At 68.6% G+C, this 21,158-nt stretch carries 22 protein-coding genes and 3 pseudogenes; 8 read left to right on the top strand and 17 right to left on the bottom strand.

Features of this window, described 5'->3' with window-relative positions:
- Window positions 1–258: 258 nt before the first annotated feature.
- The 3 genes and pseudogenes from ACZ7L1_RS30980 to ACZ7L1_RS30990 all read left to right on the top strand — a co-directional run bounded on the left by ACZ7L1_RS30980 (window position 259) and on the right by ACZ7L1_RS30990 (window position 2,473).
- On the top strand, window positions 259–792 hold the full coding sequence (locus tag ACZ7L1_RS30980) for a GrpB family protein (protein WP_471441787.1): 534 nt from the start codon (window positions 259–261) through the stop codon (window positions 790–792).
- A gap of 81 nt (window positions 793–873) precedes the next feature.
- Window positions 874–1,761 (top strand): annotated as a pseudogene (locus tag ACZ7L1_RS30985) (transposase family protein).
- A 205-nt stretch (window positions 1,762–1,966) separates the two neighbouring features.
- Window positions 1,967–2,473 (top strand): DinB family protein, encoded by a 507-nt coding sequence (locus ACZ7L1_RS30990; protein ID WP_471441789.1) that lies wholly within the window; start codon window positions 1,967–1,969, stop codon window positions 2,471–2,473.
- Between the two features lie 12 nt (window positions 2,474–2,485).
- On the opposite strand, the pseudogene ACZ7L1_RS30995 reads toward ACZ7L1_RS30990, so the two are convergent.
- The 8 genes and pseudogenes from ACZ7L1_RS30995 to ACZ7L1_RS31030 all read right to left on the bottom strand — a co-directional run.
- A pseudogene (locus tag ACZ7L1_RS30995) lies at window positions 2,486–2,988 on the bottom strand (transposase family protein); the annotation flags it as partial.
- A gap of 521 nt (window positions 2,989–3,509) precedes the next feature.
- Window positions 3,510–4,328, bottom strand: a complete 819-nt coding sequence (locus ACZ7L1_RS31000) for a hypothetical protein (protein WP_471441790.1) — start codon at window positions 4,326–4,328, stop codon at window positions 3,510–3,512.
- Window positions 4,329–4,895: 567 nt separating this feature from the next.
- Window positions 4,896–5,303, bottom strand: coding sequence for a hypothetical protein (locus ACZ7L1_RS31005; protein WP_471441792.1), 408 nt, complete (start codon window positions 5,301–5,303; stop codon window positions 4,896–4,898).
- Window positions 5,300–5,761: a hypothetical protein gene (locus tag ACZ7L1_RS31010; protein ID WP_471441794.1), complete on the bottom strand. Its 462-nt coding sequence runs from the start codon at window positions 5,759–5,761 to the stop codon at window positions 5,300–5,302. Before ACZ7L1_RS31010 ends, ACZ7L1_RS31005 begins: the two co-directional genes overlap by 4 nt.
- 87 nt (window positions 5,762–5,848) lie before the next feature.
- Window positions 5,849–6,697 carry a helix-turn-helix domain-containing protein gene (locus tag ACZ7L1_RS31015; RefSeq protein WP_471441796.1) on the bottom strand — a complete coding sequence of 283 codons (849 nt, stop codon included), beginning with the start codon at window positions 6,695–6,697 and terminating at the stop codon, window positions 5,849–5,851.
- Window positions 6,694–7,434 carry a DUF6879 family protein gene (locus ACZ7L1_RS31020; RefSeq protein ID WP_471441798.1) on the bottom strand — a complete coding sequence of 247 codons (741 nt, stop codon included), beginning with the start codon at window positions 7,432–7,434 and terminating at the stop codon, window positions 6,694–6,696. Before ACZ7L1_RS31020 ends, ACZ7L1_RS31015 begins: the two co-directional genes overlap by 4 nt.
- Window positions 7,435–7,630: 196 nt before the next feature.
- On the bottom strand, window positions 7,631–8,029 hold the full coding sequence (locus ACZ7L1_RS31025; RefSeq protein WP_471441830.1) for an NUDIX hydrolase: 399 nt from the start codon (window positions 8,027–8,029) through the stop codon (window positions 7,631–7,633).
- A 585-nt stretch (window positions 8,030–8,614) separates the two neighbouring features.
- Window positions 8,615–9,673: a hypothetical protein gene (locus ACZ7L1_RS31030; protein WP_471441800.1), complete on the bottom strand. Its 1,059-nt coding sequence runs from the start codon at window positions 9,671–9,673 to the stop codon at window positions 8,615–8,617.
- 370 nt (window positions 9,674–10,043) lie between these two features.
- On the opposite strand from ACZ7L1_RS31030, the gene ACZ7L1_RS31035 reads away from it, so the two are divergent.
- The 4 genes from ACZ7L1_RS31035 (at window position 10,044) to ACZ7L1_RS31050 (ending at window position 14,105) form a co-directional block, all read left to right on the top strand.
- Window positions 10,044–10,637, top strand: a complete 594-nt coding sequence (locus ACZ7L1_RS31035; RefSeq protein WP_471441802.1) for an ArsR/SmtB family transcription factor — start codon at window positions 10,044–10,046, stop codon at window positions 10,635–10,637.
- Window positions 10,638–10,670: 33 nt separating this feature from the next.
- A complete protein-coding gene (locus tag ACZ7L1_RS31040) occupies window positions 10,671–11,927 on the top strand; it encodes an MFS transporter (RefSeq protein WP_471441804.1) in 1,257 nt (418 codons plus the stop codon).
- A 637-nt stretch (window positions 11,928–12,564) separates the two neighbouring features.
- Complete coding sequence (locus tag ACZ7L1_RS31045) at window positions 12,565–13,005, top strand: GntR family transcriptional regulator (protein ID WP_471441806.1); 441 nt, start codon at window positions 12,565–12,567, stop codon at window positions 13,003–13,005.
- Entirely contained in the window at window positions 13,002–14,105 is a 1,104-nt protein-coding gene (locus ACZ7L1_RS31050) for a DUF1648 domain-containing protein (protein WP_471441808.1), read from the top strand. Before ACZ7L1_RS31045 ends, ACZ7L1_RS31050 begins: the two co-directional genes overlap by 4 nt.
- 373 nt (window positions 14,106–14,478) lie before the next feature.
- Here the strand turns inward: ACZ7L1_RS31050 and ACZ7L1_RS31055 are convergent, their stop codons facing one another.
- Genes ACZ7L1_RS31055 through ACZ7L1_RS31065 form a run of 3 tightly spaced genes read right to left on the bottom strand, consistent with a single transcriptional unit; the run spans window position 14,479 to window position 15,340 of the window.
- Complete coding sequence (locus ACZ7L1_RS31055) at window positions 14,479–14,658, bottom strand: hypothetical protein (protein WP_471441810.1); 180 nt, start codon at window positions 14,656–14,658, stop codon at window positions 14,479–14,481.
- Window positions 14,658–15,140 carry a hypothetical protein gene (locus ACZ7L1_RS31060; protein WP_471441812.1) on the bottom strand — a complete coding sequence of 161 codons (483 nt, stop codon included), beginning with the start codon at window positions 15,138–15,140 and terminating at the stop codon, window positions 14,658–14,660. The genes ACZ7L1_RS31055 and ACZ7L1_RS31060 overlap by 1 nt, the downstream gene beginning before the upstream one ends.
- Window positions 15,140–15,340 carry a hypothetical protein gene (locus ACZ7L1_RS31065; protein ID WP_471441814.1) on the bottom strand — a complete coding sequence of 67 codons (201 nt, stop codon included), beginning with the start codon at window positions 15,338–15,340 and terminating at the stop codon, window positions 15,140–15,142. The genes ACZ7L1_RS31060 and ACZ7L1_RS31065 overlap by 1 nt, the downstream gene beginning before the upstream one ends.
- Window positions 15,341–15,823: 483 nt before the next feature.
- Here ACZ7L1_RS31065 and ACZ7L1_RS31070 point away from each other — a divergent pair.
- Window positions 15,824–16,078 (top strand): annotated as a pseudogene (locus ACZ7L1_RS31070) (IS110 family transposase); the annotation flags it as partial.
- Between the two features lie 11 nt (window positions 16,079–16,089).
- Here ACZ7L1_RS31070 and ACZ7L1_RS31075 read toward each other — a convergent pair.
- From ACZ7L1_RS31075 to ACZ7L1_RS31100, 6 genes are all read right to left on the bottom strand, one after another.
- Entirely contained in the window at window positions 16,090–16,617 is a 528-nt protein-coding gene (locus ACZ7L1_RS31075; RefSeq protein ID WP_471441816.1) for a hypothetical protein, read from the bottom strand.
- 153 nt (window positions 16,618–16,770) lie between these two features.
- Window positions 16,771–17,409 carry a hypothetical protein gene (locus ACZ7L1_RS31080; protein WP_471441818.1) on the bottom strand — a complete coding sequence of 213 codons (639 nt, stop codon included), beginning with the start codon at window positions 17,407–17,409 and terminating at the stop codon, window positions 16,771–16,773.
- A 217-nt stretch (window positions 17,410–17,626) separates the two neighbouring features.
- Window positions 17,627–18,016: a hypothetical protein gene (locus tag ACZ7L1_RS31085; RefSeq protein ID WP_471441820.1), complete on the bottom strand. Its 390-nt coding sequence runs from the start codon at window positions 18,014–18,016 to the stop codon at window positions 17,627–17,629.
- A 176-nt stretch (window positions 18,017–18,192) separates the two neighbouring features.
- The gene (locus ACZ7L1_RS31090; RefSeq protein WP_471441832.1) at window positions 18,193–18,522 is read right to left on the bottom strand and encodes a hypothetical protein; all 330 of its coding nucleotides are present in this window, start codon (window positions 18,520–18,522) and stop codon (window positions 18,193–18,195) included.
- Between the two features lie 17 nt (window positions 18,523–18,539).
- Complete coding sequence (locus tag ACZ7L1_RS31095) at window positions 18,540–19,004, bottom strand: Pycsar system effector family protein (protein ID WP_471441822.1); 465 nt, start codon at window positions 19,002–19,004, stop codon at window positions 18,540–18,542.
- A 120-nt stretch (window positions 19,005–19,124) separates the two neighbouring features.
- Window positions 19,125–20,765 carry a glycine-rich protein gene (locus tag ACZ7L1_RS31100; protein ID WP_471441824.1) on the bottom strand — a complete coding sequence of 547 codons (1,641 nt, stop codon included), beginning with the start codon at window positions 20,763–20,765 and terminating at the stop codon, window positions 19,125–19,127.
- Window positions 20,766–21,158 lie beyond the last annotated feature (393 nt).

The raw sequence follows: 21,158 nt of genomic DNA on the forward strand, positions 1-21,158 counted from the left end.
GGCCCGGCAGGCTGTCCGCCCTCAAGTGATTACGGCGTAATCACTTGGGTCTTGAGGCATCTGGGGGAGGGCTGCGGGGACACTCCCGGCTCTCAACGAAGCCAGCCGACGGAGTGCTCCCGCCCTGGTTGGCGATCTCATGCCAGAAGGTGGGGCGGGACAGCCACTGCTTCATCCGGTCGACCTTTTACGACTCGGTACGCGATAGCCAGGGATCTCCGAGGATGCGATGGGTCCTGGCGATCCTGCGAGACCGACATGACTGACATGATCGTGGTCACTGACTACGACCCCCGGTGGCCCGAGGGGTTCGAGCATCTGCGGCAGCGACTGGCAACTCACGTCGCTGATCTGGCTGTGTCCATCGAGCATGTCGGTAGTACGGCCGTGCCCGAGTGTGCCGCCAAGCCGATCATCGACCTCGACATCGTGGTGTCCGAGGAGGCTGTCATGCCCGAGTTGATCTCCCGGCTCGCCGGGCAGGGCTACCGGCACGAAGGCGATCTGGGGATTCGGGGGCGGGAGGCATTCCAGGCCCCTCCTGTGGTTCCAGAACATCATCTGTACGCCGTGGTCGCTGGCTCGAAGCCCCACCTTGATCACGTCCTACTCCGTGATTATCTGTGTCAGCGGCCCGATGAGGTCCAGCGCTACAGCGCCTTGAAGGTCGCCCTGGCACAGCGGTTCCCTGCCGACAGCGAGGGCAGGGCGGCCTACTCGGCGGCGAAGAGCGCTCTGGTGGAGGAACTGGTCGCGAAGTCCTACGCCGTTCGGGCCGCCGGCGCATCGTGACGTGAGGCGGACCGCACGGGTTGGTGATGTTGTGACGCATTACCGAGCTCGTGCGGCCTTGATCGTGCACATCTCGGCGGTTTGATCGAGGAGTTGGCCGGTCCGTGGACGGCCCGGTGCGAGTCCGCACTGCGCGAGCGCAGAGGCGGAGAACGCAAGCGGGTGGCCGGCGCAGGGCCGGACCACAGACTGGTCTTCACCGACCGGGTCCTGGTCACCGTGGTCTACCTGCGCCTGCATCTGCCGCACGCGGCGCTCGCCGAGCTTTACGGCGTGACCCGCGCCACCGTCACTCGCGCCATCCACGAGATCCGGCCGCGGCTTCGCCGTCCCCAGCCGACCCGGCATCCGCCTGCGTACCCTGGCCGACGTCTTCGGCTATGCCGAAGCCGAAGGCGTCGAGCTGCGGATCGACGGCACCGAGACCCAGGTCCGCCGCCCAAGGTCGGGCGCCCAGGCCGCAAGGCGTTCGTGTCCGGCAAGAAGGAGCAGAACACCGCCAAGACCACGGCCATCGGCGACGGCTCGGGACGTTTGCTGTGGTCCGGAGCCGACCGGCCCGGCCGGATGCAGGACCAGACCGCCATGCGCACCGAGGGCATCGCCGAGCAGCTCCGGCTGCATCCACAGGTGAAGGCGAAGGTCGACTCGGGCTACCGGGGACTGGCCAATGACTTCCCCCAACAGGTGCAAGCACCGCCGCGCAGGCCGAACGACGAGGCTCCACTGGGCGAGCGGTATACCTGGCGTGAGGCGCGCCGGCGGCAGTCCTCGGCACGGATCTGTGTGGAACACACCATCGGCGAGGAAAAGAAGGGGCGGCCGCTCCAGCGGTACCTCGGCCGCCGGGAGTCCTACGCCGAAACACACGCCGCCATCGCCGGACTGGTCTCCGACCGTAGCGCGGGTAGGGCCTCCCGGCCGCCTACGAGCACCGAACTCGTGCTCGTCCGCCGGACCACCTGCTGATCACGACCAGCCGACCGGCCAGGCCAGCACGCCCCGACTTGAATCGCGTACTGAGTCGTTAGGGGTGTCCAGCGGATCATGCCGGGCGCCCCCGTCGTCGCCGAATCGCTGTAGGGACCTGCCGGACAAGGAGCTGGGTGGAGCAGGGCGGGTCCGTCGATAATTGCCTCGACATGGGTCGCGGTGATCGGGGACGCTTCGCGCGATGACCAGAATCGATGACACGCCGCCCGCGTGGGACGAGCGCACCCAGCTCACCACGTTCCTCGACTACGCACGTGACACCGCCCGCGCCAAGTGCGATGGCGTCTCTGCGGAAAACGCGCGCAAGGCGCTCTTGCCGGGCTCACCGCTGATGACCATGAGCGGAGTGATCAACCACCTCCGCTGGGTCGAGTACTACTGGTTCCAAGTGGTCTTCCTCGGCGAGGATGACCGGGGCCCCTGGACCGAGGACGACCCCGACCGCGAGATGCGTATCGCCGTCGACTTCCCGCTCACGCAGTTGCTCGACGAATACGCCGAACAGAGCGCCGGCTACCGCGAGCTGGTCGCTGGGAACGGCCTGGACAAGCAGGCCCAGCGAGCCGTCCGCGACGGACTCCACGTCGACCTGCGCTGGATCCTCCTGCACCTCATCGAGGAGACGGCCCGCCACAACGGTCACCTGGACATCCTGCGCGAGTTGCTCGACGGCACGACCGGCGACTAGATCCGGCGGAGATCATGGGCGGAGCCAGAGTCGGATCGAGGCGACGGTGACGGTGCCGTGGAGGATGTAGCCGCGCTTGTCGAATCTCGTGGCCATGGCCCGGGAGTTCTTCAGCGCGTTGATCGTCCGCGCGACTTCGTTCCTTCGCTTGTAGATCGTCTTGTCGAAGCCGACAGGTCGGCCGCCCTTGCTGCCGCGGGCTTGGCGGTTGGTCCACTGGTTCTTCGGTTCGGGGATGGTGTGCTTGATCTGGCGTCGGCGCAGATAGCGGTGGTTGCGACGGGAGGAGTGTCTTGTCGCCGCCGAGGCGGTCGGGCCGCGTGCGAGGGCGTCCGCCACCGGGGCGGCCAACACGGTTGCGTTCTATGACTGGAATGAGCTGCGGAGCGTCGCCCCATTGGTCCGGAGTGATCAACAGGGCCAGGGGGGCGGCGTCCATCCTCACCGGGGAGGTGGATCTTGCAGGTCAGTCCGCCCCGGGAGCGTCCGAGTCCCTCGTCGGGGCGGTGCTGGCGCTCGGAATAGTCCGCTTCGGAGATCCCAGGGAGGGCCCTGTCCAACGTTCCTGCGGGGCTTGTGGATTGGAGCCCACACCGCTTCGTCGTCCACGAGACGGCTGAGGTCCGTCATCTGCACCCGCTCCATCCAGTCCGACAGGACCAGGGACTCATCCGGGGTGAGCTTGATAGTGATCTGCTCGTTGTCTACAGCCAGGACGTAGTGCTAGCCATGCCGCTCTGGCACTGGAAGTCCCATGGCTCTCGACTGTCGAATCAGCCAAGGTGCAGGAGTGAGCACTCAGCAGCACGCGGACGACTAACTTCGATGAGACAGGACATCCATGCGACGAGCGTTGTGGGGCGGTCGGGACCGAGCAGCCGAACCTCTGTCCGTCTCAGACCGCTTCAGCGGATCCACCAGATTCATGCAAGACGGGGTGGGTTGCCAGGACGGCCTGTCTGCCGCATGTGGTGGGTGCTGATGAGAGTCGTACAAGGCGTTGATAGGGGAGAGGCACCGCAAGGGCACCAGGACGCTACGTGTCGCGGCCTCGCCCGGAGACCATTTCCGCCGCGGCCGCGTACGCGGACCTCGCCCCGTCGGTCGTCGCCACTGGCCGTGCCGTCGTCCGCTCGATCTTCCTGAGTTCGCGGATCACAGCCTCGGCATAGATACCGAGGCTGACGATTTGCGTAGGGGTGTGGCAGTCGGGAAGCGTCTCTGCGATCTGATCTAGCCAGAAGGTGACGTCCTCGTTGTCATCCAGACCGTTGCGATGGTCGATCAGGCGTTGCAGGACCGGTACGAGAAGTTGATGTCGGCGCGCGGCCTCTTCTTGTGCACGGCGCTCCGCAGCGACTCGGGCTGCCGCCTTCCGCTCGGCTTCGAGGACGGCTTCGGGTGTGCGGCGTACGGGGCGGTCTCCGTCGTCGGGGTTGGTGAGAGCGGCGGCACGCAGCCGCGTTGCCTTGTTGTAGGCGGCGCTGGCGGTGTTCACGGCCAGGGCCGGAGCTAGGTCGGCCCACTCTACGTTCGCAGCCCGGGCGTGCGCGATGGCCTTGGCCTGGTGGACGTCGACCCGTTCACGCAGGTACTCCCACAGCTTCACACGCGTGATCGCGGATGTGCGCTGGGCCTCCTTGCTCTTCAAGGCGCCTGCGTGGGCCTCGAGATAGAGCAGGGCCCCGAACAGCTCCTCGTCGGCTGGCATCCGGTCGATGTCTACGTCCTCGGCCTTTTCGTGGAGGTGGCGCAAGTCACCGATCAGGGCTGCGGTGTCGAGCTGGCCGATTCGGACGGGTGGCTTGAGCAGCGGTTTTGTCGGTGCAGCCGACTTCCGGGTGGGACGCCTCATGACATTGAGTTTGCCCGACTGGGGCGATTCACATTCTGTGAATCGAGCAGCCCCCGGCCATTCCCACTCAAGTTCGGCCCAGTCGTCCTGCTCTGCTGACGGGATGCTCCGTTGTCCAGCGGTGGTTGCAAGGTCCGGACGTGGAGGGTGTCTTACTGACTTCGGCTTGTCAGGGTGACGAGGCTCGTCGAGGAGGACGGCCGTGATGGGGCAGCCCCGGACGTCAGCGCACATCGGTGCGCTCGGTTCGCACGGCTGGCCTCGCCTGAGCGCAGGAGGTCTGCGGAGGGTGGATCTGCTTCGAGGACGAAGCCGGCTTCACCCGCGGGTCGCCCAGGGGACGCACCTGGGGCCGACGCGGCATCACCCCGCAGGTGACCACCTGACCGCCCAAGCGCGCCCCCTTGTAGGCGGCTTCATCCCCGTAGGTGGCATGAAGCGGTCCCAGCCAGGTCAGGGTTGCCGGCTGGGGCAGCGACGCGGGGGCGTGCGGGGTGGCCGCGGTGTTGCCCGCCGTCACAGCCCCCTTCCGGCAAGCACGGGTCCCAGGCAGACGCACTTGGGGCCTCAGAGCCGTGTGCCCACGGCGATCGTGTCGCAGCCCGCCAGCCGGGCCAGCGACCGCAGAACAATCGCCAACCGCCGTGCGTCGAGTTCCTCGACCCAGGTGAGCGACGTCTGCCGGCCACCGACCATGCCCGCGACGAAACTGAGGAACGCGCGCTCGCCATCGGTGAGGGACAGCGTGTACAGGCGCCCCGCGAAGTGCCTCCACTGGCACGTCATCGTGCCGTTCTCCTTGGTCACCAGGGCCGAGCGCACGTTGGGGCGGTCGAGGAGCTGCTCCTCGTCGACGAGGGCCTGCACGGCGGCCCGCTCGCGAGGGTTCCGGGCCGACCGGAGGAGCAGCTCGCCGAGCGGCGGGGTGTTGTCCTCGTCGGAGGCTGCGCGGCTGGTCTGGGCGGTCGTTGTCATGTAGATGCCTCCGTGGGGCGTCGGTACCCGCCGGGGCCGAGTGCGGCGCCGAGCAGGATGGGATCGGTGAGCTGGCCTGAGCCGTCCGGCCGCTCCAGCCAGACCCGCTCGTTCACCGGGTAAAGGACGGGCGGGCACTTCAGGACCCAGCTGGGCGGGTGCACGGTGACGTGGCGCAGGTCGTCGAGCAGGTCACCGGCATCGGTCGGCAGCAGCCACCACGCCCGCTCTGTGGCGACGTCGGCCAGGACGGGGCCGAGCTGACGGGCCTTGATCCGGGGCATGATCTCGACGGACCGCAGGAGCGGCACCTCAGCGGCCAGCCAGTGCGCGCCGGTGGTGAAGTGGGCAAGTTCCTCGGCGTCCCACGCACGCTGTGCGTCGGTGGGACGTGGCGTGCAGGTCAGGAGCCAGTCCTGGCCGGCCTGCCGCATGGTGAGGGCGGGCTTTGTGGCCATGACCAGGACGGTAGGGGGGACGATTGCTCGCCGGTGTGCCGATTGCGCGCGATTGCGCGGGCGGCTGGCCGGCTTGCGCCGGGTTGTTCAGGCGAGGTCCAGAGATGCCCTCGCGCGGCCGATCAGACGCCGTGCTGGCGTCCCGTACTCGGCGGACTCGGCGAGCCAGTCCCACGCCCGCTCATACAGCCGGATGTCCTCGTCGCCGGTCAGCCAGAGTTCTTCACTGATCGTCTCGACGATGACCAACCGGCGGTCGTAGACCCAGAAGGCGTGCGGGACGGTGCGCCGCAGCTGCGCGCCGAAGGGCAGGATGCCCAGCTCGATGCGGCGCTGCCCGACGAGGTTGTACAGGCGGTCGAGCTGCTCGGCCATCACGCCCGCAGGGCATGAGCGGTGGTACAGGGCCGCCTCGCACACGAGGAACCGGAACGTCTTCTCCGGGTCGTACAGGGCCTCTTGGCGTCGCATGCGGGCCTCGACGGCGGCTTCGGTGGTCGGCGGGATCCCGCGGAACTCCGCGTTGGTGTCGAAGATGGTCCGGGCGTACTCCGGGGTCTGGAACAGTCCGGGGATGCGGGACACCTCGAGGCCCCGGATGTTCTTGGTGGCTTCGGTCTGGCGTACCGCGATCTCCTGACGGCCGCGGTGCCCACCGGCAAGCTGACGCCTCCAAGAGCGGTGCCGCTGCTTCATCTCTAGGCCGGCGAGCAGCCCGTGCAGCTCGGCTTCGACGTCCGGGCGACCGATCGCCTGCGCCCAGCCGGTGAGGTCCTCGCGGGTCGCGGTCTGCTTGCCGTTCTGCAGCCGTGAGACCTTCGAGGGCTGCCAGCCGAGCTTGGCGGCGACGTCCTTGCCTTCCAGACCGGCCTCGACGCGCAGTTCACGCAGCCGCGCGCCGAGGGCCTCCCTGGCGGTCTGGTAGTCGGTGCTCACCCTGTGGAACGTACCCGCGCGGCGAACTCTGCGGTACGGACGGCGTGATGCCAGGCAGCGTCCCGGGCCTGGCAGGCGGCGAGGACCTCGGCGGGGTCCTCGGTGACGTACACGCCGAGCGTGGTGTCGTCCTCGTCGAACGCGAAGCGGGCGAGGATCTTCGAGTCGAACAGCCAGAAGTCGAAGTCCGGCAGCCCGAGCCGCTCGGCCTCGGCCCGGGTGAGGTTGCGGATGTCCTCGCCCGCGGCGACGTTGCCGGGCGCGCTGGCGAGGAGGAACTCCTGCCCCTGGGTGGCGGGTTCGTCGACCAGGCGGACGCGCTCGAACCGCTTGCCCTGGGCGGTCTGGGTGCGGACGTTCTCCCGCCAGGCGTTGTCCGGGTCGCTAGCGATGTCCTCCCCGTTCAGCCAGCGCCGCCACTTGGGGCTGGTGCGGTCGGAGGCATAGCCGCGGCGGGTTTCCAGCCGCCAGGCGGTGTGCCGGAACTCGCGGAAGAGGTGGGAAATCGAGGAGAACGGCTGCAGCTCGGGCGCTTCGCTCCTGGGGGCGTAGCGGGTCAGCAGGCTGCGGGGGACACGGACAAACGTCTCAGACGGCTTGACGTCCCGCAGCTGGGCGAGGTGTTCAGGGTCGGTCTCCCGGTCGCCCTGTACGAGGATCTCGTCCGTCCCGTCGATCTCGTACAGGGTGGGGCAGTCGCCGTCGTCGCTGGTGGTGCCGATGAACTTGAGCGTCATGGGTGCTCTCCGTTCTGGCTGGTCGGATGTCCAGATTGCTGCGGATGTTGCGAGGGCACTGGAGGATTGCGTGAGATTGCGCGCGTCGGAAGGCGGGCTGTCTGTTGCCCGCAATTCCCGCGTCGGGGCACCACGCACCGGGCACGAAGCAAGGCCCCCTCCGCGGCCGTGAGGAGACCGATAAGGGGGTCTCCGCCTACCGGCTGTATAGGTAGGCCTGAACGGGCGGGTACAGACCGCGCGGCACGTACCGTGCGATCTCATCGACTGCCGCCCACGCGACTGCGAAGACTTCGCGGGGTGATGCGGCATGTGCAGTGCCTGCGAGGACCCTGCATGCCACGTAGGCGATGCGCCGGCCGGTGTCGGGGTGCACGCGCTCCCCGATCCCCTCGGCGGCCTCAACGGTCAGACCGGTCTCTTCAAGTACCTCGCGCACGGCTGCCTGCTTCGCAGTCTCGCCGGGTTCGATCCTGCCTCCGGGGAGCGCCCAGACGAGGTCTCCCTCGGGCGCGCTGCGGCGGATCAGCAGCAGGCGACCGCGATCGACGACTACGGCCATCGCCAACGCCGGGTGCCTGCTCACCAGATCGATCTACCCACCGAGTGGCTTGAGCAACGTGAGAAGGCAACTCGATGATCAAGGGATGATGAACCTGACCGCCCCATGCGTCGCCGCTGACGATCACGCACATTGCGCACACGCGTCGACACCATGCTTGCGACGGATCGCTTGGCTGGATGACAGCACCCCTTCCTCCAAGGGAACTGCAACCATCCTCTTTACGGTGTCGGGTTGGGTGGGGTGCCGGGGCGGCCAGACGTGGGATCGACGCTCGCCCGCGGGCATCAGGCAGCCGCCCCGAAGCTGGCCGGGCGCAGTGGTGTGGGTCAGCGGCCCGCGAGGGCAGCGCAGTGCTCCTGGCCGTGCTCGGCGGCCGCGGGCTCGTCGAGGACCTTGACGTGGTGGGGTCGCCGACGTCGCCAACTGATGCAGAGGCGGTATGCGGAGCGTGCGCAATGCTGCGTTGAACCGTCGCAGTTGGCCGCCGCCCCACCGTGACGGAGCTCAGTGAGGCGGCGACGCGTTGGGGTCACTACGGGGGCCTGCCACCTCAAAACAGTCGGCGCTGACCTCGTCGGCACAGTTGATGCGTCGCAAGCCGAAGTTAAGTGACTCTCAGCGAAGGCTGGTGCCGGCGCCGACCGGTAGGTCCGCAACAGGAGATCCGCCGCGTGCGAGCCAGCGGTCGACCCAGGCGGGCACGGGGAGGGCGAGCTGCTGCCGGGCCGCGTAGATCGCTGGGCGGTGCTCCTGGATCCGCTTCAGGCGGTCACCGCGGCGCTGGATGGTCCGCACCTCCAGCACTCCGGGCCGCTCGGCAAGGCCGGCGGTGATGGTGGTGCACTGGTCGGTGTAACCGGGCGGCAGATGGCAGTTGCAGTCGTCGTCCAAGGGGGTGATGGGCAGGCCCCAGCCGGGTGCCGCGAGCAGCGCCATCAGCCGTCGGTGGCCGGTGGCGCCGTGGCCTTCCGCGCACGTGGGGTCGATGATCCAGCGTTCGCCACCGCCGCGTTCGTGGTGGCCGAGCCAGCCCGTCACGGCCAGCGGCACCCCCAGGGTGCGGATCAGGCCGACCCGGCGCAGCAGCCCGCTGGTCAGCCAGGCCGATACCACCGTGCCCCGGCGGCCCGGCCGCCGGTAGGGGCGCTCGGCCGGGTGCCACCGGGCCGGCAGTTCGCGGTGACACGGCGTCATGCCGTCGCTGCGGCTCTGCTGGTCCTGGACGCCGACCGCGCGCAGCCACATGTCAGGGTCCAGTCCAAGCAGGGTTACGGAGGCGGACGTGCCCAGCATGCGCAGCACCACCTGCCCGTCCTCAACGCGGGTACGGGCCCCGGGCACCCCTTGGATTTTGCCGCACTCGTCGGCGCGTGGCAGCAGCACCTCGGCCAGGTCCAGGGCCTGGGCCTCGACCGAGTGGGCCTCAAATCGAATCAGGAGCCGGTCCGGGCGCGGGCTGACGTATTCGATGCCCCACGGGTGCAGAGTGGTGATCCGACGCCAGGCCAGTGCGGCCATCACCCGGGCCTCCAGCAGTAGCTGGTCGGCATCCGGCTGCGGGATCAGCAGGGAGCCAGGCGCTGCGGCCTCGACCTGGCGCCGGGCGGACTGCCAGGGCAGCCCGGTGTACAGGCGTAGCAGTTCGGCGCGACGTTCGATGGCGGCTGTCTTCATGACTCGGAGCTCCTTAACACCGCGGAGCCGTCCCGACACAGCGCGCGGCAGAGAGCCACGAGGCACGTACGGACCATGCAGCGGTGCCAGCCGAGTTGGCTTCTCCACGGCGTGCTCGATGTCGGGTCGAGCACAGGGCAGGGACCCCGCCGGGCCCACCGCTTCAGATTCGACCATATCGACCGGGGGCGGAGCCCTGATCACCGGGTGACGCACCGCCGAGTCACCCCGAATGGCGCACTGCTGGTTGCCAGCCTTCGCTGAGAATCACTCAACCTTCCCTACGACACATCAACAGATGCGGGCTCTGCCGCCGTGAAACTCTGAAGCCATTATTGTGAAGTTTCTGCTTCACATCTAGGGTTAGCGCATGCGACCGAAGCACGAGCCTGAACAGATCACCGACCTGTCCCGGTTGAGAGCGTTCATGAACCCGCTGCGGATGCAGCTCTATCGAATGCTGTACGCCGCAGGCACCGCGACCGCCTCTCAACTCGCCGAACATGTCGACGAGACGCCGTCGCTGATCAGTTACCACCTGCGCAAACTGGCCGAGCACGGCTTCGTAACCCAGGCGAGCGGCCAGGGCACCGACGGCCGCGAGCGGTGGTGGAAGGTGGCGTCTGAGGAGGGCTGGGGCTTTCGCGACTCGGATTTCGCGGACACACCCGAGGGCGCCGCCGCAGTCGGCGCGGTGACCCGCGGCATCTTCGACACCCGCGTGGCCCAGTACCGCACGTATCTCGACCAGAAGACCGCTTGGGGCAAAGCGTGGACCGATGCGGCCTTCAGCTCCGAGTGGCTACTCGACCTCACCCCCGCCGAACTCTCCGAGATGAGCGATGAACTTGAGGAGTTGGCCCGGCGCTGGCGGGAGCGCGGCAAGGCCGCCAAGGCGGCCGGCAACACCGAGGAACGCGAGCACGTGTCCGTGCACCTCTACGGCTTTCCTTTCCGGCCCTGACCCGGCCGTTTCCCCAACCCACTGGAGCCCGCCATGGCCACCACAGGGACAGCCAAGCCCGAATACGCCACCGCACCGGGCCACCGCGACGGAAACGTACTGCGCTGGCTCACCGCGTATACCGCTTCCCTCGTCGGCGACAGCGTGTACTTCGTCGCCCTGGGCTGGTCCGCCCAGAAGGCCGCCGGACCTACCGAAGTCGGCCTCGTCATGGCCGCCGGGGCGCTACCCCGTGCGTTACTCATGCTCGGCGGGGGCGTGGTAGCCGACCGGTTCGACCCCCGTCGGGTGATTCTCGGCAGTGACACGCTGCGCTGTCTCCTCATCCTGGCGGCGGCCGCCGGTATCGCACTGACTGCGCCAGCCTTGTGGGTCCTGGTCGCCGTTGCACTCGTCTTCGGCGCCGTGGACGCGCTGTTCGTACCCGCTGTCGGTGCCCTCCCGCCGCGCATCACTAGCCCTGATCAGCTGGCGCGGGTCACCGGATTGCGCTCACTGTCGATGCGCCTCGGCCAGATCGCGGGCCCGCCGATCGGCGGCCTGGCCATGGGACTGGGCGGGCCTGCGGCCGCCTTCGCCGTCGCCGGCGCGCTCTTCGCCCTGTCCCTGCCGCTCCTGCTGACGGTACGGATACGGTCCTTCAAGTCGCACGACGCAGAGCAGCCGGGGCCCGGCACCGCGAGGCGGGACCTGCTCGACGGGCTGCACTACATCCGCCGACACCAACTCATCGGCCCGCTCGTCGCCGCCGGCGCTGTCTGCGAGCTCGGGCTCATCGGCACCCTCAACGTCGGCATGGTGCTCCTCAACGCCGAGCGCGGCTGGGGCCCTTCCGGCTACGGCTGGATCGTCAGCAGCTTCGGTGCAGGAGCAGCGGCCAGCGCCGCGCTGCTCGCGATCGCCGGTTGGCTGCCGCGTGCGGGCTTGATGATGGCCGGCACACTGCTCGTGGGCTGCGCGGGCGCCGCCGCCATCGCGTTGGTGCCTACCCTCTGGCTCGCCGTGGTGCTGGCCGCGGTCATCGGGCTGTGCGCGGGCATCTTCGGCAGCCTGGACAACGCCCTCATGCAGACGGCGGCGGACCCGGCCTATCTCGGCCGGGTCACCTCCGTCGTCATGCTCACCATGGTCGGTCTCGCGCCCCTCAGCTATCCGCTGGTCGGCGCTGCCATCGGAGCCTGGGGTGCCGCCCCGGTGTTCGTCGGCTGCGGCATCTTCGCCAGCCTGGGTGTGGCCATCGCCTTGGCCTCCAACGCAGTACGGCGCGCCGAACTGCCCCGGCGCAGTTGAACGGGTACCGCGCTATTCATCCTGGCGGGCTGCGAGGTAGCCGGCCCAGCTTTCACCTGCTAGCTGACCCCAACGGTGGGCAGTGGTCGCGGCAACGCCGGGGTCGCCGGCACCACGTTCGGGCAGCAGTGCTCCACCGCGTTCCAGTCTGTTCGCAGCAACAGCTCCTGCGGATCAACGAAGGAACAATGCCTGTTCATGCTCATCGGGCGAGTGTGCCAGCTCACGGAGACACCCAGGGTCTGCCGCGTCAAACCGGTTGCTCGATAGTGCAGAGAAGGCCGAGTTCGATGGCCGCCCCGGCCCCCATTCCTCAGTACGTGGTGCACCTTCCTCGTCGGCGGCGCGGAGCCAGCTGTACGGGTTGTTCCAGGGGCCGGCGGTCGCGGAGAGCCAGTCGGGCTCCCAGCCGGGCCGATAGCCGCGCGCCGAAGATCGTCAGTCAGCGTGCGACCTCGATGTTGGTCAGCAGGCGCAGGAGCGCGGTGGCCTGACGCACGTGCAGGCGGAGCTCGGTGTGAGCAGAGGCTTCGCCTGACGGCGCGATCCTTGTCAAGTTCTTGACGCTCTCCCTCGTCGCCCTCACACCGCCTCCTGTTCTATAAAAGCTATAACAGAGCAACAGTGGGAGTGGGACATGATCCTCAGCCTCGACATGGACAGCGAGGTGCCGATCTACCAGCAGATCCGGGACCGTATCGTCGAGGCCATCGCCTCCGGTCAGCTCGTCGAAGGCAGCTCGCTGCCCTCGACGCGGCAGCTCGCCGTAGATCTGGGCATCAACTTCCACACCGTGAACAAGGCGTACGACCTACTGCGACGCGAAGGACTGCTACGGGTCAATCGCAAGAGCGGCGCCCTGGTGCAGCGCGACCCCCGCAGCGGTCCGCCCGAACCGGGCTTCACCGCTGAGTGGGAGACCCGGCTTCGGACTCTCCTCGCCGAAGCGGTCGCCCACGGGACCGGCGACCCGGCGGTACTGGACAGCTGCCGTTCCGTTCTCATCTCGTTCACGTCATCCGCGCCCGCTTCACGGCAGGCGAACCCCGGTACAGAGCAAGGAGAGTCAGCGTCATGAACAGTGCAGATGTATTAGTCAACGTGTTCATACCTGCCGTGCTTACAGCAGTGGCGTGGTGGCTGCCGTCACTGACCAATCCGACCTTGCCCTTCGGGGTACGGAGCCCTGATGCGCGGGCGGACACCCCAGCGATCACCGAGCAGCGGAGACAGTACCGGAGGAAGGTCGCCGCGTCCGGTGCGGTGCTGATCACGATCGGAGTCCTGGCGAGCTCCGTGTTCCGCTTCGACATGCCGGGCGTCATTGCCCTGCTGACCGTTTCCGCCTGCCTGGCGGCCTACAGCCGGGCACGGGTGGCGGTCATGGCGATCAAGCGGCGTGAGGACTGGTACGGCGGGCTGCGGCAGGGCGTGGTGGCGGACACGGCGCTGCATACCGATCCGGAGCGCTTCCCCTGGATGTGGGCCGTCCCCGCGTTGCTCATCTGCATCGGAACCACGGTGGTGGGCGTTCTGCACTATCCGTCACTTCCGGACCGCATTCCTGTGCACTTCACCGGCTCCGGCAGCGCGGACCGCTTCGCCGCCAAGTCGATCAGCACCGCATTCTTCCCGGTGTTTACCCAGGCCGCGCTCACCGTGCTGCTCTTGGCACTGACCTGGCTGTCCTTCCGGGCACGCGCGGATCTCGACCCGGCGCGGCCGGCCGACTCCGCCCGCAGGCACCGCCGCTTCTCGGTTCGTACCGCCATCTCCCTTCTGCTGATGGCGGCGTGCGCCAACCTCTCGTTGCTCGCCGGAGCCTGGGCGATGTGGCACGCGGACCAGCGGGTATCTCCGGCCCTGATCCTGCTGCCCATCCTGGCCGGGCTGGTCGTGGTGATCGGCATCGCCGTCCGCACCGGGCAGGGCGGCAGCCGACTGCCCGCGCAAGACGGCGCGGTGACGGAGGTGAGCACCGGCATAGTGCGGCGCGACGATGACCAGTACTGGCGTCTGCTCGGCTCGGTATACGTCAACCGGGCCGATCCCGCGTTGCTTGTTCAAAAGCGGTTCGGCATCGGCTGGACCGTCAACTTCGGCAACCCGCGAGGTGTCGTGCTGCTGCTCGGGCTCATTCTGACCCCCGCGGTCATCGTGCCGCTCCTTCTCCACTGAGTGCGCCACCGACAGCCGACGGGTCATTGCTCAGGCTCCAGCCAGGGGGCTGCTGACTCTGCACCCTGCAAACCACCATCCCTCGTCCTCCCACCCTCTCTCGCTACTTCAGCTCATCGGGAGAACACATGCGTTTACACACCATCTGGCGCAGCAAGATGATCGCCGCGCTCGTGGCGGCGCTCGCCGTCGTCGCGACCGGTCCGGTATCGGGTGTAGCCGGGGCGTCAACGGCCCCCCAGGCCGCCGTCGTACCCGCCGTGGACCGTGAGGTCCACTTCACTGTGGACGGCACCACCGCCTACGGCACGCTGCACATTCCCGCCCACCGCGCGGGCCGCAGGCTCGCCGCAGCGCTGCTGCTTCCCGGGTGCTACTCGCTGGCGTGGGTGATCATGAGGAACTGGTCGCAGCCCAGATCCATGACGACCCGGACGTCGGTACCCTGGGCGCGCTGGGCGACGGCGTACTCTTCCGCTGGCCACGAGCCGCGGGGGCCGCCGGCAGGGAACCGTTCCAGGATCGTCCGGGGCGGCGGGGTGGCGGAGTCCATCACGCGTCACCGCCGTTCTCCCAGGCGTCGATCAGGTCGCCGATCGCATCGGGGCTGTCGGCTTCGCCGACCCACCTGCCGGAGGTGGTGAACACCGGCACCTTGTCGCGGTCGGCGTCGAAGACGGCGCAGTACGTGCCCCAGCGGTTCATCACCATGTCGTGCAGGACGGGGATCGGCGCGGCTACTAGGACCTCCAAGGCGTCGACGACGATCCGGGCCGGGGCAGTTGGGCCGTCGGGCTGGGTGATGGTGCCGGTGACGCGCACCAGGTCGCCGGGCTGGATGTCGCGCAGCAGCACGTCGGTGATGCGGGGGTCGCCGGTGGAGCAGGCGTACACGGTGGTCGGGGCGTCGGGGGCGATCTGGTCGGCGTCGGCGGGGGAGTGGATCAGGTCGAAGGTGGCGGTGCCCCAGCCGATGCCGGGGGCCGGGATGGTGTCGACGTAGCCGTCTACGGCGAGGTGTGTCTGCGGGTTCATCAGCTGGCCTCCGCCAGGGGATCGGTGGTGCGGGGGGAGCGGGGTCGGGGGGTGTACTGCGCGATGTCCAGCAGTTCGCGGTTGCGCCGCTGCTGCTCGGGGGTGAGCGGCCGGGCCTTCGTGCGGTGGCGGTGCCACAGCGGATGGGCGGGCGGCTCGGGGTAGGCGAGGGCATGGTCGACGTCGCGTTGAGTGTTCATGAGGGGTCTCCGAGTGGAGGGTCAGGCGTGGTCGTCGTCGCGCCGGCGCTTGGACTGAATGTCGGAGGCGAACCTGCCGAGGCGGGCCTCAACCGGGTTTGCGGCGATCCAGTCCTCTGCGCAGGCCTTGTGCACGGGCTTTGGGAGCGCATCGGCGTGGGCTTGTCGCACAGCACGCAGGGGCGGTCCTGCCAGGGGTCGAAGTGCTGGCTGTCGCGCCATTCGAGGAGAGCGCCGGGAGCCGGGACCAAGCCCGGCTCGAACAGCGGCCGCTTGCCTCGCGGGCGGGTCACGGCCGGAAGTCGGGCAGCTGCTGGAACACCTGCGCCAGCAGGTCCGGCGTCGGCTTCCAGACCGGAAGCGCGCCCGTGGCGGACACGGGCAGGGCGAGCTCCCGGACGTCGGCGAGGACCAGGTGGTGCGCGCCGCGCTCAGCCCAGGGGCTGGTGCACTTCCCGGAGCCCCGGTCCAGGTGGCAGCCGCAGGCGGTGGGTCAAGAACGACCGGCTCAACGCAGTCGGCTACCTCTGGGCCTTCTCCGCCATCACCGCCTCACCCGGCGCCAAGGCCCACTACCGGCGCCGCCGCGACGACCACGGCGACTGGCACGCTGCCGCCCGGCGAAACCTCTTCAACCGCATGCTCGGCCAGCTCTACCACTGCCTTCAGCACGGCCGCCGCTTCGATGAGGCCGTGGCCTTTCCCGTCTCAGCCTCTACGGTCACGCAGGTGGCCTGAACGCGGAAACCTCACACGAGTCCGGCGGCCCGCCGGAGCTTCGCCTGACCGGCAGCGTTGATCAGGCCCTCCGGCAGCATCGCCACCACACTCGCGTATTCCGCGAACACAGCCCTGCACCGCTCACGCTCAGGGTGATCGCTATCGCTGCCGAACCACAGCACCATGGCCTCGTTGCCGACCTCAATCGGCTCGGAGAACTCGGCGACAAGGATCAGACGCTCCAGCAACCCGGACCGCTCGGGAACCTGCGGGTCACCTGCGAGGCGGAGCAGAAACGGCAGGACTTCCGGCATGGCCGCGTTCATCTCCGCGGTGCTGAACATGGCGTTGGTGAGCACACGCTGAGCCTCGGCCGCGGCAGCCCGATCAAGAAGGGCATACAGCAGCACCGGGATCGCGGCAGGACACCCCGGAAACTCGGACCAGCGGACCTCCTCACACCCGTGGAGGGCAGGATGCCCATAGCCAGCATCAGCTGCCTGCGGGTACTCGTGGAGAAACCGAGAGATCGCCGACTCCTTGGCAGCCAGGTCCATCCCGCACACCTGTCTGTCCCCCGTCCTGTCGCCATGAGCTGCACGCTCCGCGTCAACCGCACTCTTACGTGAGCCGAGATGCGCACGCAAGCCAAGACGGCAAGCCGATCTTGTTCGATTCCCCCGGCGCCCACAGCTGCTCGGCTTGACGAGTTAGGCGCCTGAGGTGTCTCGTGTGCGATCCGTACGACGGCGCTGCGGCTGTTGGCCTGGCCGGTGAAGACGTGCACACCGCTCAGGCCGGGCTGGGTTGTGCTCCTCGTCGGGACGTCGACCTCGTAGACGGGCAGGCCCATGACGTCCATCTCCTCTCGTTGCTCGGTGTTGAGGGGCCACTGCGACCGCCCCGGCTTCGGAGGTGCGGGGTCGGGGCGGCACAGAGTGCGCGCAACTCAGCGAGGGTTCAGCCGACTCCCGGCTGTGCCTGATGTACCGGATGGCGCTGGAGACGTAGGCGGTGTGCATGAGGGTGCCCGTGTCGTCGATCCGGTCCCGCAGTTCGTCCAGGACCGCCCACGCGAGCTTGAGCTGTTCGGCCAGCCACTTGGTGTCGTCGCTGGCGTCGTCGATCCGGGCTTCGATCGCGGCCAGGCGGGGGGTGTCGGGTGTGGCTGCCGTCAGGTAGGCGTCGATCCGGCGGGCTTCGTCGGCGGTGAACGCTTGGTGGATCCGCTGGGCTCCTTCGACCTGCGAGTTCGGGCTGTGGCGGGCCAGTAAGCGGATCCGGACGGCTTCGTGGGCGAGCGTCCAGTCGTCCCAGTCGGGCTTGTCGCTCTCTTCGCGTAAGGTCATCGCGCGCTCCCGCTGACTTCCGCAAGCTGCTGCAGGGCGTGGTCGTCGACGACTGGGGAAGAGTCGGTGTTCCAACCCTGCGCTATTCGGCTCGGTAGTTAGATGATCAATTCCAAGGGATGCCTGCGGAGGGTGTGGGGTGGGCGGTGGCCGACGCCACCGCGAAACGGTCAGGCGGCGGGCTGCTGGTTCTGGTTGTCGAGGTGGCAACAGGCGGTCAGGCGTCAGGGTCGACTCCGGGGTGCGTGAACCGCACGGGCTTGCCCAGCGACCGGGCATAGGCGATTTCGGCGCGGGTGCTGTCTCCGATGTAGTCGCCGACTACGAGCACCTCATCAGCGAGCCGGATCTTCGCCCGGTGCAGACCGTCGAGCCGAACCTTCAGCGCCTCTGCCTCGACAGGATCGGACCAAAATTCGTGCGGCGACTTCATGTCAATGCCCGGTTTGACGACAATCTTTCCGGCTTTGGTCTCCCGCAGATCGGCCTCGTTCATCTCGGTCATGAAGCGGGTGGAACCGCAGATCACGACGATATGCGGGAGGCTCAACAGCTTCTTCGCGTCGGCGAGCTTCTCCTCGGGGGTGAGCAGATGCGGGTATGACACTGGTTCCTCCTGGTGGTGCGGCCCAAGGGGTGCCTGCGGAGACGAGAACGAGGGTGCCAGGCACTGCGGCAGTCCTCGCGCGGACCGAGGCGTGCGCCTATCGGCTGGCGTACGCGTGGTACCAGCCCTGCCTGCACTGTCCCCGGGGCGGGTTCATTGCCTTCGTGCTCGCCATCTCAGCTGTCTCCTTGTGGGTGGAGGGCGCGGGCAGCCCAGATGAGACGCTGCCCGGCGTGGTCGGTGAGCAGGTCGGGGGCTTCGTGCAGGGGGCAGGAGGCGTCACCGTCGCGGTCGGGCTCGATTTGCTCGGCCCGCTTCGCGGCGGTGGCGATCAGCTGCGCCAGGGCCGGGATGAATCCGCCGGGAGGGTCGGTGTCCTCGATAAGCTCGCGCAGGATCGCGGCGAGCTGCTCCTGGTCGACATCGTCGGCGCTGAGGTCGTCCTCGATCTGCTGGAGAGCCGGGGAGGCGATGCTGACCGAGGCGCGGAAGCGCTCCGGGCGCATGCGGGTCACGGCCGCCGTCACAGCGCGAGGCCAGCGGCGGCGAGCGCGAGCAGGACCAGGGTGGCGAGCGACAGGTCGACCGCGCGCCGCAGGTGGGTGAACTTCCGTACGGCGAGGGTGGACAGGACCCGGATGCGGGCGGCTCGGGTGTCGCCGTCCATGCAGGCGCGGATCTCGTCTTCGTCCAGGCGTGCCCAGTACGGGAAGGACGCCTTGTCGTCGCCGCGCAGGCGGGGCCTGACGACCAGGAGCAGCAGCACGGCGGCCGCGCCCAGGGCGAGGACGGCGAGTGCGCCGAAGGCCTTCGTCGCGGTCGGCAGGTTCTTGTCGGCGATGGACGCGAGGCCGGCGAGGACGGCGCCGTTGAAGGCGAGCAGTAAGGACGACTTGCTGTCCGTGCGTCCGATCTCGTTGACGACGGATGCGCAGGCGGTGTCCAGGTTCTTGTCGACGGTGGAGGCGGGGACCGTGACGGTCGTCATGAGCGGGGTTCTCCTTGCGGAACGTGAAGGGGCGGCCCGTGTGGGCCGCCCGGGGTGGCTTCGGTGCATCGGAGGTCAAAACGACGGTTCATCCGCGGGCCCCACCCTGGTGTCATGCCGTCACCTGCGGTCGAAGCAGTGCTCGTCGCGCTTGATGGTGGTGGGGTCGGTGGCGGTGTGGGTCATGGAGTCGCCGCCTCCGGTGACCGTGGTGGTGTTGGTGACCTGGCGGAGGGCGTGGCAGGAGACGTCGACCGTCAGCTTGATCGGCGGGTACTTCTGCCCGGAGGCCAGGACATCACTGCGGGTGCAGGTCAGCGTGGACCGGTTGCAGTTCCAGCCCGAGCCACTGATCTTGTCGGCGGTAAGCCCCTTCGGCAGGGTGTCGTGAACCGTAACCGTGCTGCCGCCAGTTGGGCCGGTCCCGTTGTTGCCGACCGTGATGGTGTAGGTGCCGTCCTTGCCCTTGGTGAAGTGCCCGATGTGCCTCTTGGCGATGGTCAAGGAGGGCTTCTGGCAGCCGGGCTGGATGGTCGTGGAGTCGGTGGCGGTGTGGGTCATGGAGTCGCCGCCTCCGGTGACGGTGGCCGCGTCGGTGCCCTGAGCTGGAGCCGTGCAGGACACGTCGACCTGCAGGGTGATGGGTTGGTAGCTGCTTCTGGCGGCCAGGACGTCACCGCGCGTGCACGTCAGCGTGGCCAGGGTGCAGGTCCATCCCGTGCCGGTGATGCTGGCCGCGGTGAGTCCTGCCGGCAGGGTGTCGTGCACGGTGACCGTGCTGCCGTCAGTTGGGCCGGTCCCGTTGTTGCCGACGGTGATGGTGTAGGTGCCTTGCTGGCCTTGGGTGAAGTTTCCGGTGTGGGTCTTGGCGATGGCCAAGGTGGCCTTCGGGGTGAGGTAGCTGATGGTGATGCCCGCGGCGGCGCTGGTCACGGTGGGGCCGGTGCCGCCAGTGGGGACGACGGACGAGCCACCGCCCCCACCACCCGCATTTCCGGACGGGGTGATCGAGGTGTTGATGTCGCCGCCGCCGCCTCCGCCGTAGTAGCCGCCGCCGCCTCCACCACCCGTCCGGGAGAGGCCCGGGCCGCCGCCGTCGCCTCCGGTGCCGAGTGTGCCGGGGGCGCCGCTAAAACCGCTGGGGGACGTGCCACCGGCCCCGCCCTGGGTGGCCGTGCCCGCCCCGCCGCCGGTTCCCCCGCTGCACGTCCCGTCCGCGCCGGGCTGGCCGGCGTCCCCGCCCTGGCTGCCGCCCGTGCAGGACGGGCTGAAGACCTCACCGGCTCCGCCGCCGCCCGCGGCCACGATGAGGCGGGAGTCGGTGGTAGTGAGGGGGGTGGTGCGGGGCTGGGTACGGATGTCGGAGGCTCCGCCTCCACCACCGCCGAAGCGGCTGCTGCCGCCGCCGTTGAAGCCACCGATGCACGGCGACAGCGGGTAGCAGCCGGGGTTGTGAGTGGGAGTGCCACCAACCTCGACGTAGAGGGTCTGCCCGCCGGACAGGCCGGTGAGGGTGCCCGACACCTGGGCGCCCCGGCCGCCGGGCGTGTTGCTGGCACCCTCCAGGCCGCCAGCCGCGCCGATCGCCGTGACGTCGACCTGGCTGACGCCGTTCGGGACGGTGAACGTCTGCTCGGCGCCGGTGAACGTGAACGTGCAGGTAGTGGTGGGGCCGGACACCGTGCAGGTGCCCTGTGCGTGGGCGGGTGCGGACAGCGCCACCGGGGCGACGGCGGCGGTGCAGAACACGCGGGCCGCCACGGCCAGCGCCCGGCCCCGACTCCGCGCCGAACCGGCACGATGCCTGCGCGCTGAGCCTGGCTGGCTGGCAGCCGCCGACAGTGAGAACGTCACGGTCAACTCCAGGAGACAGAAGAAGGTCTTGGCGAGGGATCGCCTTCCGCCACTGTGGATCAGGCACCCCATGCCCTGACCGGCGACAGGCCTGACACACCGTCCGGTTCACACCAGCGGTATTCAGGCTTGGCTTTCAGCAGCACCCGGGCCCGAGCGCACAATCACGGTCCCGAAGCAAGCACCCAGGCGCTTTCGAAACTCGGGTTCTGGTCCAACTTCTGTGGAGCTCTCACGCTCTGTAACCTGTCGGGACTGGATGGCCCTTCGTGACTCGTTGACAGACCTGTTTGGGATCAT

The organism is Streptomyces sp. NPDC107546 (assembly GCF_055639175.1).

Coding starts and splice junctions, on each gene's coding strand:
- ACZ7L1_RS31020 (WP_471441798.1), bottom strand. CDS start 7,434: ATGACGCTCAAGTTCATCGGCACCACCAGCGACGACGGCGACTGCCCC.
- ACZ7L1_RS31005 (WP_471441792.1), bottom strand. CDS start 5,303: ATGACAACGACCGCCCAGACCAGCCGCGCAGCCTCCGACGAGGACAAC.
- ACZ7L1_RS31055 (WP_471441810.1), bottom strand. CDS start 14,658: ATGGACTCCGCCACCCCGCCGCCCCGGACGATCCTGGAACGGTTCCCT.
- ACZ7L1_RS31045 (WP_471441806.1), top strand. CDS start 12,565: ATGATCCTCAGCCTCGACATGGACAGCGAGGTGCCGATCTACCAGCAG.
- ACZ7L1_RS31035 (WP_471441802.1), top strand. CDS start 10,044: ATGCGACCGAAGCACGAGCCTGAACAGATCACCGACCTGTCCCGGTTG.
- ACZ7L1_RS31095 (WP_471441822.1), bottom strand. CDS start 19,004: ATGACGACCGTCACGGTCCCCGCCTCCACCGTCGACAAGAACCTGGAC.
- ACZ7L1_RS31075 (WP_471441816.1), bottom strand. CDS start 16,617: ATGGACCTGGCTGCCAAGGAGTCGGCGATCTCTCGGTTTCTCCACGAG.
- ACZ7L1_RS31065 (WP_471441814.1), bottom strand. CDS start 15,340: ATGAACACTCAACGCGACGTCGACCATGCCCTCGCCTACCCCGAGCCG.
- ACZ7L1_RS31040 (WP_471441804.1), top strand. CDS start 10,671: ATGGCCACCACAGGGACAGCCAAGCCCGAATACGCCACCGCACCGGGC.
- ACZ7L1_RS31030 (WP_471441800.1), bottom strand. CDS start 9,673: ATGAAGACAGCCGCCATCGAACGTCGCGCCGAACTGCTACGCCTGTAC.
- ACZ7L1_RS31080 (WP_471441818.1), bottom strand. CDS start 17,409: ATGACCTTACGCGAAGAGAGCGACAAGCCCGACTGGGACGACTGGACG.
- ACZ7L1_RS31000 (WP_471441790.1), bottom strand. CDS start 4,328: ATGAGGCGTCCCACCCGGAAGTCGGCTGCACCGACAAAACCGCTGCTC.
- ACZ7L1_RS31050 (WP_471441808.1), top strand. CDS start 13,002: ATGAACAGTGCAGATGTATTAGTCAACGTGTTCATACCTGCCGTGCTT.
- ACZ7L1_RS30980 (WP_471441787.1), top strand. CDS start 259: ATGACTGACATGATCGTGGTCACTGACTACGACCCCCGGTGGCCCGAG.
- ACZ7L1_RS31060 (WP_471441812.1), bottom strand. CDS start 15,140: ATGAACCCGCAGACACACCTCGCCGTAGACGGCTACGTCGACACCATC.
- ACZ7L1_RS31010 (WP_471441794.1), bottom strand. CDS start 5,761: ATGGCCACAAAGCCCGCCCTCACCATGCGGCAGGCCGGCCAGGACTGG.
- ACZ7L1_RS31090 (WP_471441832.1), bottom strand. CDS start 18,522: ATGCGCCCGGAGCGCTTCCGCGCCTCGGTCAGCATCGCCTCCCCGGCT.
- ACZ7L1_RS30990 (WP_471441789.1), top strand. CDS start 1,967: ATGACCAGAATCGATGACACGCCGCCCGCGTGGGACGAGCGCACCCAG.